The sequence below is a fragment of the Peribacillus sp. P4_D6 genome (genome assembly GCF_056401795.1).
The window spans coordinates 1-9,581 of the sequence record NZ_JBFUIQ010000137.1 but is presented as its reverse complement, the minus strand read 5'-3'; the positions used below and the strand labels follow the sequence as shown (position 1 = coordinate 9,581).

The window sequence follows — 9,581 nt, the reverse complement described above, 5'->3', positions numbered from 1 at the left end:
CTAATGGACCAAATAATACGCAGGCTACTACTGTTTCTTGGTGTACATCTAGGCCAGCACACCGTTCAATCATTGCTTCCATAGGAGAATCACCTCAATAAAAGATTAACAATACATATGACAGGAGATTTGTTACAAAAATTTTTGTATACGTACTAGCAGTACATTAAATGGTTCTTCAATACTGTCACAACCAGTTTCTTATACAGGGTATCTCCTTAAGATCCACCAAAAAAGGTTCAGCCTGGTTGTATTGTTATCACCATTATTGTCAACGGTTTAATGGGTTAGACTTTATTTTGGGGTAATGAGCAGGGTTTCGTGATAGATGGTGGCGGCGAGGATCGCCGCCATAGACGTTTCTTATGGAACTAAAGGGGCGGGTTAGTTGAAGAAGTTTTCTCGATATGTACTGTTTCCCAAAGATGTTTCTTACATCTACAATTATGGTGAAACACAATGAGAAATTGAGAAGGAGCTTATGCAGTTTGAATCTTATTAAATATTTTGGAATCCAATTTATTCTATTTACTATAATAATCCTAACAGGGTTTTACTCAGATAGTTACATAAGCAAGCCATTTACTTACACTGATCTAGTAGCAATAATTATTCATTTTGCTATACTAATCGTCGTGTTAAATGGATACTTTAAGCTAAAAGAACGTCTAATGCCTATTCATTTATTTAATAGAGTTTTACTTTCTTTGTTAGCTTTTGTTATTACCATTACTTTTATAGAGATTTTAACAGGAGAATGAGATATTTTCCCTAATGCACGGTGCGTTAGCTGAAGATCGGAGCTGTCTTTAAGGCAGCTTTTTCTTTATTACACTATCGGAGCAGCTTAGAACAATAAGTCCTATGGTATAATTCTGCTAATAGTTGAGTTTTCGGGGGTAAGTCAATGAATAATCAAGATTATTTTAATGATGAAAACTATACTGGTAATCACCTTCATGTAGATAATTGGAAATATGAGTTCACTCCATATATAGAAGCAATTGCTTGGGTAAGAAAAGACAGTTCAATGGACTTGTTTTTTAATGATTTCGCAGTTGATAAGGAGTTTCAAGCGTTATTTAGTGATAAAGAATACTATTATAATGAACTTATGGGTGTATTTCTTGGAAGAGAGCTAAATAGAAAAGAAAGGATTTTTTCTCTCTTAATGGTTAGTTCTATTTATCATTGTATAAATGTAACCTCTTTACTAATTTCCATATTTCACACCCCCTACTTGGACGTGAATGCGTTTACATTTGAATTTGCAATGATAACGTTGTAATTTACTAAACATATTGGTGTATAATAAATAAATCCATATAAAGACGGAGATGAATGCTTTGGTTACAATTACTGATATCGCGAAGCTTGCCGGAGTTGCTAAGAGTACAGTTTCACGTTATCTAAATAATGGTTCTGTTAGTGAGGCAACGAAAAATAAAATCGAACGTGTGATAAATGAAACCAGCTATGCTCCTAATGCCTTCGCTCAAAGTTTAAAAGCAAAGAAAACTAATATAATCGGTACCATCGTACCGAGACTTGATTCGTATGCTTCTTCTCATACGTTAATTGGCATTGATGAACAATTAAGAGAACTAAATTATCAAATGCTGATCTCAAATACCGGTCAGGATTTAGATCGGGAAATTGAAAATATTTACACACTGGCTAAGCAAAAGGTTGCGGGAATGATTTTGCTTCCATCCCAAGTTACAGCCGCCCATTTAGAGGCCTTCAAAGAGCTGCACTTGCCCGTTTTACTGGTTGGTCAGCAGCATGAAACAATTCACAGCATCATACACAATGATTATGAAGCAGCATATGATCTCGGAAAACATGTGCTGGAAAAAGGTCACCGTAAGATTGCTTTTTTGGGCGTAACAGGAAAAGATATTGCTGTAGGAGTCATGCGAAAAAAAGGATTTCAGCGGGCGATAGATGAAAAATCAGACTGTGAAGTAAGGTATTATGAAACAAGCTTCAGCATAACAGATGCATTAATCAATGTCCCCTCTATTATTGAGGAATTCACTCCCTCTATTATCGTATGTGCAACTGATAATATAGCAATTGGTGCTTTGAAAGCAGCTTATTTAAGAGGTTTAAAAATCCCAGAAGACTTGTCGATCACTGGATTTGGAGGTTATGAAGTAACAGAGATGATACACCCAGGCATAACTACAGCGAAATTTTACTACAAAGAAGCAGGACAAATGGCAGCTAAAAGTATCGTAAAGCTTGTTAACGGGGAAGAATTACCAAAATTATCTCTATCAAAATATAAAATTATTGAAAGAGAAAGCGTTGACAATCGTTTACTACACCGATTATAATCAAAATGAAATCGGTTACTAAATATTTCTCTTCTAAAATGTAACCGGTTTCTGTGAATCAACTTGTTGATATTATATTTTTTTGGTTTATGCTGGAACCGGTTCCGTTGCTTAATATATTCATATATTTTTTTGAATTCAAACGGAACCGGTTCCAAGTCAGCGTTTATAAACGTTTAAAAGGAGGATCATTATGAATTATAAAGAAGTATCCCAGGAAATATTGGAGGCAATCGGCGGGAAAGAAAATGTGGCAGCTGCCGCACACTGTGCGACTCGGCTCCGCTTAGCTTTACATGATGAAGATAAAGTCGATCAAGCAAAACTAGATGAGATGGATGCAGTAAAGGGAACATATTCAACTGGAGGACAATACCAGATTATTATCGGTGCGGGAACTGTTAATGAAGTATACAAAGAGTTTTCAAAGCTAACTGGACTTACTGAAATGTCGACGAAAGATGTAAAAGATGCTGGTTCGAAGAAAATGAATCCGCTTCAGCGCTTTGTAAAAATGCTTTCTGATATTTTTGTTCCTATTATTCCTGCAATTGTTGCCGGCGGTCTATTGATGGGGATTAACAACTTGCTCACAGCACCTGACTTATTTATCGCTGGGCAATCCATTGTCGAAGCTAACCCGGGATTCGCAGATTTAGCAGCTCTAATTAATACATTTGCCAACGCAGCATTTGTATTCCTTCCAATCTTAATCGGTTTCTCTGCCACACAGCGGTTTGGCGGAAATCCTTATCTGGGTGCTACACTTGGAATGCTAATGGTTCACCCTGACTTATTGAATGGTTGGGGATACGGAGGAGCCTTATTAAGCGGTGAAATTCAGGTCTGGAATATTCTCGGATTTGAAATTGAAAAAATCGGATATCAAGGCACTGTGTTGCCAGTACTTGTTGCTTCCTTTATTTTAGCAAAAATAGAAACGTATTTGCGAAAAGTCATTCCTTCCGCACTAGACAATATTCTAACACCATTATTGACAATTTTTATTACTGGTATCTTAACGTTCACAGTAGTAGGACCGATTACTCGTGCTACAGGGAACTTATTAACAGACGGTCTCATCTTCTTATATGATGGAACTGGTTTTATCGGAGGAGCTATATTTGGACTTCTTTACGCACCAATCGTTATCACAGGTATGCATCATAGCTTTATTGCTGTAGAAACACAATTACTTTCTGATATTTCAAAAACTGGGGGCTCTTTTATTTTCGTAATTGCAGCAATGTCCAATATTGCTCAAGGTGCAGCAACCCTTGCAGTTACTTTCATTACGAAAGATAAAAAAACAAAAGGCACGGCATCTGCAGCGGGTATTTCGGCTCTTTTAGGGATTTCAGAACCTGCAATGTTCGGTGTTAACTTAAAACTGAAGTATCCATTTATTGGAGCAATTATAGGTTCAGGAGTGGCTTCTGCTTTCGTCACCTTCTTCAAAGTAAAGGCGATTGCACTTGGCGCTGCAGGTCTACCAGGGATTATTTCCATAAAAACAGATACAATTATCTTTTATATAATTGGTATGGCCATTTCCTTTGCTGTTGCCTTTATCGCAACATTCAGTTTAGCAAATCGGACAGATAAAAAAGTTGCTGCCCTTTCTCGAAAAGAAGCAGCCTAATTTATTAATATGAAAAGGGCTGTTCGAAACAAGGAACAGTCCTCTGATTTTTTAAAGGAGTCTGATCACATGGGATGGACAAAAGAACAGCGTTATCGCCGCGTTGAAGATGTTAATCAGGTAGAGCTGCAAAATTTGCAAACAAGAGTAAATGAATGCACATGGCGACAGACCTTTCATATACAGCCTTTATCCGGCCTACTTAATGACCCTAATGGCTTCTCTTTTTATCAGGGCGAGTACCATTTATTCTACCAATGGTTTCCACTTGGTCCTGTACATGGGTTGAAGTATTGGTATCATACGAAATCAAAAGATCTTGTTTCTTGGGAAAATGCCGGCATCGGGATCGCACCGGATGATTATTATGACAGCCATGGAGCCTATTCCGGAAGTGCTATTGAATATGAAGGAAAACTATATTTATTTTATACCGGCAACACCCGTGATGAGAATTGGCAAAGACATCCCTATCAATGTATCGCCATCATGGAGAAAACGGGACAAATTGAAAAATTGACCCATCCATTCATTCGGGACGTACCAGAAGGATATACTAATCATTTCCGCGACCCGAAAGTTTGGAGAGAAAATGATACCTTTTATGCAGTAATCGGTGCACAGCGGAAAGACAAAACAGGATGTGTCGTCCTATATCGTTCCTCCAATCTAGTAAACTGGACATTTGAAGGAGAGTTACAAACTGACCTTGGAACTTTTGGATATATGTGGGAATGTCCAGATTATTTTGAACTGCAAAACTATGGTGTACTGATGTTTTCTCCACAAGGTTTGGAGCCCAAGGGAGACCTTTACCACAATATTTATCAATCCGGTTATGTTATTGGCAGCAAGCTAGATACAATAACCCACTCATTATCACATGGCTCTTTTCAGGAGCTTGACAGAGGCTTTGATTTTTATGCGCCGCAAACAATGGTTAATCCTGACGGAAGGCGTATCCTTGTCGGATGGCTGGGCTTGCCTGAAATCGACCTACCCACAGACAAAAATGGCTGGGCGCATTGTTTAACACTGCCAAGAGAATTATCTGTTCGAAACGGCAAACTGATTCAGCGGCCAGTGCAGGAACTTCAAGCGCTACGCAGGCAGGAAACTGAAGTAAAAGGTGTTTTGAAGAACACCAAGAACATGTATGAAGAATTCAAAGGAGTATCCTATGAAATGGTATGTGAATTTGAAAACAACGATGCCGTTGAATTTGGTATTGAATTCAGGGCCGGTGATGATGAAAAAACGGTCATTAAATATGATACTGTAGAGAAAAAAGTCATTCTTGACCGCTCTTCTTCAGGTGAGACCGTTGGAGAAGCTTATGGAACAATCCGAAAATGCTTTGTGAATACCAAAAAAATTAAGTTTCATTTATTTGTAGATACCTCTTCTGTTGAGATTTTCATCAATGACGGTGAAGAAGTATTCACGAGCCGGATTTTCCCTCGTGAAAACAGAAATGAAATTCGTTTCTTTGCATTATCTGGAAGCACCACTTTTCAAGCAAAAAAATGGAGTTATGTATGAAAGCGAGAGGTAAGGTATGAGAAATTTATATGCAATCGGTGAAGTATTAATTGATTTTATCCCCCTTCAAAAAGGAATCGCACTAAAAGATGTAATGGAATTCGAGCGTGCTCCAGGAGGCGCTCCAGCGAATGTTGCTGTATCAGTTGCCAGAAATGGCGGCAATGCATCGATAATTACTAAGCTCGGAATGGATTCATTTGGGGACTTTCTTTTAGAACAATTGCAGCAAGCCGGCGTGAAAATAGATAAAATTACGAGAACGAATGAAGCCAACACAGGCCTTGCTTTTGTATCTTTGCTTGAAAATGGTGAACGTGATTTCTCTTTCTACCGCAATCCTTCTGCAGATTTGCTGCTTCATGAGACTGAAATTAACGATAGCTGGTTTGCAAACGGCGACCTCCTCCACTTCTGTTCAGTCGATTTAGTGGAAAGTCCTATGAAGCATGCGCATGTGAAAGCCATTACTTCTGTAAAAGCAAAAGGCGGAATCATCAGCTTTGACCCAAATGTCCGCCTTCCGCTTTGGACTGATCCTGAAGAATGCCGGAAAACGATTTTAGAGTTTGTTCCAATGGTTCATATTGTGAAAATTTCTGATGAAGAGCTTGAGTTTATTACCGGGATTACTGACAAAGAAAAAGCAGTTTCTTCGTTATTTACTGGTGCTGTTAAAGCAGTAATTTATACAAAAGGAGCTCAAGGTGCCGAATTATATGTAAGAGGTAAAAAATACGAATCAACCGGGTATCGCGTCGGCGTACAGGATACAACAGGGGCTGGGGATGCATTTATCGGAGGCTTGCTGTATCAGTTATTAGAAAAAGACGTTCGGCAGGGAAATCTGGAAGAAGTTCTTGAACTTCATCACCAAGAAATCCTAAGCTTTGCAAACGCTAGTGGTGCTCTTACTACGACTGGAAAAGGAGCAATCTCTTCCATTCCGGCCAAAGAAGCGATTTATCAACTGCAGCAAATCGATCAATAATGGCGCCTGCCCTACACGGATAAGTACCGACCGATTGGCTTGCTAAGTTGATAAGGACCGATTAAAAGGCCTTGGAGCTGCGGGCGTTTTGGAGGTAGGAAATAAAATCTAGGCAATTTTTGGACCGAAATCAGACCAGCTAAAAGAACAAATCAAAAAAGTGATTGCTTAAGAATTTTGCTGTTCAGCCAAAATATTAAAAATAATGGGAGGTATTACCTTGTTAAAAAACTTATTTGGAAAAAAAACAAAAAATTCGGAAATAAAATTAGTATCGCCAATTGAAGGAGAAATTTTAAAGCTTGAAGATGTACCGGATCCAGTTTTTTCACAGAAAATGATGGGAGATGGTATTGCTTTCTTTCCTATCGAAGGGAAGGTAGTGGCGCCGACTGATGCAAAAGTCATCAATGTCTTCCCGACGAAGCATGCCATTGCATTGGAAACGGCAGAAGGGCTGGAAATATTGATTCATATTGGATTGGACACGGTTAACATGAAAGGAGAAGGGTTTTCCGTTTGTGTGGCAGAAGGTGACCAGGTTAAAGCAGGAGACATATTGGTCACCTACAGCCTTGAACTGGTAAAGGAAAAAGCATCAAGTACTATTACACCGATGATCATTACCAATGGAGACATTGTGACACATTTAGAGTATCACTATAGTGGACAATCTGTAGCCGGTAAAACGACCGTTCTGGTAGTTACCTTAAAATAGGAGAAGGAGTAAAATAGAAGAAACTCGTTAAAGAACTAAAGAACATATGACCAAGAGGTGTCCACCCCAGAAATGGGGTGTTTTTATTTTGACTAAGTTGGTATCATAACTTAACGGAATTGTGTTACTTTAGGTGATAATTTGCACTTATTTTAAGTGCTATTTTGCACGTATATGATTACTGCAGTTTTCCGGGGCTGCCATTTGGTGACCTTTTTGCTTAATGAACTAAAGGGGCAGGTTAATTGAAGATGTAACTATAAGTATAAAACATTAACCATAAGAGATTCTTATGTATTTTTATAAATAATATAAAATTTTAATTACTTTGGAAGTTTAGTATCCTTTAGTTAAAGGGGAAGTTTTGGGAAAAATTTGAATTCATAGAGGTGTTAAAATGATTAAAGGAATACATCACGTTCAGATAACTATTCCAAAGGAGACTGAAGAAAAGGCTAAAAATTTCTATTGTGGTATTTTAGGTTTACAAGAAATCGAAAAACCCGAATCCCTTAAAGGACGAGGAGGATTTTGGTTAAAAGTCGGTGATAAAGATGTACATATAGGAACAGAAGATGATTTTGATAGATTGAAAACTAAAGCACATATTGCTTACGAAGTAGAAGACATCTCATATTGGAAAAATAGATTAACAAAAGAGAATATACAAATACTTGATGGTGTTCCAATTCCAAATTTTGAACGATTTGAATTTAGAGACCCATTTGGTAATAGGGTAGAAATGATTCAAAATTTGAACTTATAAGTTCTTTTTTGAAACATAGAGTACAATACAAGGCCTTATAGAACTAACGGGTACGTTAGCTAAAGATCAGAGCTGCCTTTATGGCAGCTCTTTCTTTATGGAACTATCGGGGCAGGAGAGTTCAAGAGTGCATATGGAGTTGTTCAACAATTGGGCCAGATTGTTGAATAAATGACCACTAAAGAATTTGTATTTTTATATATATAACCCAAACATAAAGGAAGTGGAATTGAGCATTAAATTTAAAAATTTTACCTTATTTATATATAATAATTAATGTTAAGGTTTTGTAGATATGGGGGAAAAAGGTTATGGTTAATTATATTTGTGAGACATGTGGAGTCCAATATGAAGCCTCTAAAGAAGTACCTAATCAATGTTTGATTTGCGGGGAAGAAAGACAATATGTTAGTCCTAAAGGGCAAACATGGACAACATTAGAAATGATGAAAAAAGATGGAATATTTAAAAATTCTATTAATCTTGACGAAGAGGGGTTATATAGCATAAATACTATTCCGAATTTTGGAATCGGACAAACTGCTTATCTAATAAAAGATAAGAATTTTAATTTATTATGGGACTGTATTACATATATTGATCAAGATACGATTACGCAAATTGAAGATTTAGGTGGAATCGATGCTATAGCGTTATCTCACCCTCACTATTTCTCTAGTCAAGTGGAATGGGCCGAAGCTTTTGACGCTCCGATTTATATTCATGAAGATGAAAAAGACTGGGTAACGAGGCCAAGCGAAAAAATCATTTTCTGGTCTGGAGAATCGCTTGAATTACAGCAAGGTGTCATACTTCAGAGAATTGGTGGACATTTTAAAGGCGGCACCGTTTTAGAATGGAAAAACGGATTCAGCCAGAACGGAATATTACTGACTGGGGATATCATTCGGATCGTTGCTGATCGCCAATGGGTAAGTTTTATGTATAGTTATCCAAACTTCATCCCAATGCCCAGTGTAACAGTAGAAAGAATCGCAAATCGGGTTAATGAATTTAAGTTTGGTCGGTTATATGACGCTTTTCACCGAGTAATTAAAGAAGAAGCCCATAACCAAGTTCAAAAATCTGCAACTAGGTACGTTAAAGCACTAAATGGAACGTTGTTTACTACATAAAGCCTGATCGTTTATAAAAAAGTTTTATCAAAGGTCTTGTGTTGATGTGCAGGATTTTTTTGTTCAGCAATCGGCGCTATTTTTTAATATGAATCGCTTTTCTTAATGAACTAACGGGTGCTTTAGTTCATTAACAGGGGTTGCTTCGGCAGCCTTTTTGTTATGGCACTAACGGGGCAGCATTCCTGTTAGAAGGATGTTCGAAGTCTTGAAAGAAAAAGAGCCCTCTTGTATGATGCATGAGTGTCAACGACCATTGACTCAGCATCAAACAAGGAGGACTTCTCTATGCAGTTTAAATGGAATGAAAAAATTAATCAAGTTACTGAAAATACACTCGTTGTTGGTATGGATATTGCCAAGCATGTTCATTACGCTTGTTTTGTTGATGAACGAGGGCGCGTGATAGAAAAAGCATGAACGAGGGCGCGTGATAGAAAAAGC

8 protein-coding genes and 1 pseudogene are annotated in these 9,581 nt (G+C 37.7%); all 9 read left to right on the top strand.

Annotation, left to right across the window (positions count from 1 at the left end; all coding sequences use genetic code 11):
• Positions 1–907 precede the first annotated feature (907 nt).
• Positions 908–1,288 carry a hypothetical protein gene (locus tag AC1DVB_RS22940; protein WP_230135858.1) on the top strand — a complete coding sequence of 127 codons (381 nt, stop codon included), beginning with the start codon at positions 908–910 and terminating at the stop codon, positions 1,286–1,288.
• Positions 1,289–1,346: 58 nt separating this feature from the next.
• Positions 1,347–2,342 (top strand): LacI family DNA-binding transcriptional regulator, encoded by a 996-nt coding sequence (locus tag AC1DVB_RS22935; protein ID WP_477591109.1) that lies wholly within the window; start codon positions 1,347–1,349, stop codon positions 2,340–2,342.
• Between the two features lie 193 nt (positions 2,343–2,535).
• Positions 2,536–3,984 carry a sucrose-specific PTS transporter subunit IIBC gene (locus AC1DVB_RS22930; RefSeq protein ID WP_057277270.1) on the top strand — a complete coding sequence of 483 codons (1,449 nt, stop codon included), beginning with the start codon at positions 2,536–2,538 and terminating at the stop codon, positions 3,982–3,984.
• 69 nt (positions 3,985–4,053) lie between these two features.
• The gene (locus AC1DVB_RS22925; RefSeq protein ID WP_057277269.1) at positions 4,054–5,526 is read left to right on the top strand and encodes a sucrose-6-phosphate hydrolase; all 1,473 of its coding nucleotides are present in this window, start codon (positions 4,054–4,056) and stop codon (positions 5,524–5,526) included.
• Between the two features lie 16 nt (positions 5,527–5,542).
• Positions 5,543–6,517 carry a carbohydrate kinase family protein gene (locus AC1DVB_RS22920; protein WP_057277268.1) on the top strand — a complete coding sequence of 325 codons (975 nt, stop codon included), beginning with the start codon at positions 5,543–5,545 and terminating at the stop codon, positions 6,515–6,517.
• Positions 6,518–6,737: 220 nt separating this feature from the next.
• The gene (locus tag AC1DVB_RS22915; protein ID WP_057277267.1) at positions 6,738–7,235 is read left to right on the top strand and encodes a PTS sugar transporter subunit IIA; all 498 of its coding nucleotides are present in this window, start codon (positions 6,738–6,740) and stop codon (positions 7,233–7,235) included.
• 397 nt (positions 7,236–7,632) lie between these two features.
• Positions 7,633–8,001 carry a VOC family protein gene (locus AC1DVB_RS22910; RefSeq protein ID WP_477591106.1) on the top strand — a complete coding sequence of 123 codons (369 nt, stop codon included), beginning with the start codon at positions 7,633–7,635 and terminating at the stop codon, positions 7,999–8,001.
• 311 nt (positions 8,002–8,312) lie between these two features.
• Positions 8,313–9,137 (top strand): MBL fold metallo-hydrolase, encoded by an 825-nt coding sequence (locus tag AC1DVB_RS22905; protein ID WP_034311215.1) that lies wholly within the window; start codon positions 8,313–8,315, stop codon positions 9,135–9,137.
• Positions 9,138–9,425: 288 nt separating this feature from the next.
• Positions 9,426–9,554: pseudogene (locus AC1DVB_RS22900) on the top strand (IS110 family RNA-guided transposase); the annotation flags it as partial.
• Positions 9,555–9,581 lie beyond the last annotated feature (27 nt).

What these genes read in the sequence shown, in the direction of transcription:
- AC1DVB_RS22940 (WP_230135858.1), top strand. Translation starts at nt 908, where the DNA reads ATGAATAATCAAGATTATTTTAATGATGAAAACTATACTGGTAATCAC.
- AC1DVB_RS22930 (WP_057277270.1), top strand. Translation starts at nt 2,536, where the DNA reads ATGAATTATAAAGAAGTATCCCAGGAAATATTGGAGGCAATCGGCGGG.
- AC1DVB_RS22925 (WP_057277269.1), top strand. Translation starts at nt 4,054, where the DNA reads ATGGGATGGACAAAAGAACAGCGTTATCGCCGCGTTGAAGATGTTAAT.
- AC1DVB_RS22920 (WP_057277268.1), top strand. Translation starts at nt 5,543, where the DNA reads ATGAGAAATTTATATGCAATCGGTGAAGTATTAATTGATTTTATCCCC.
- AC1DVB_RS22910 (WP_477591106.1), top strand. Translation starts at nt 7,633, where the DNA reads ATGATTAAAGGAATACATCACGTTCAGATAACTATTCCAAAGGAGACT.
- AC1DVB_RS22905 (WP_034311215.1), top strand. Translation starts at nt 8,313, where the DNA reads ATGGTTAATTATATTTGTGAGACATGTGGAGTCCAATATGAAGCCTCT.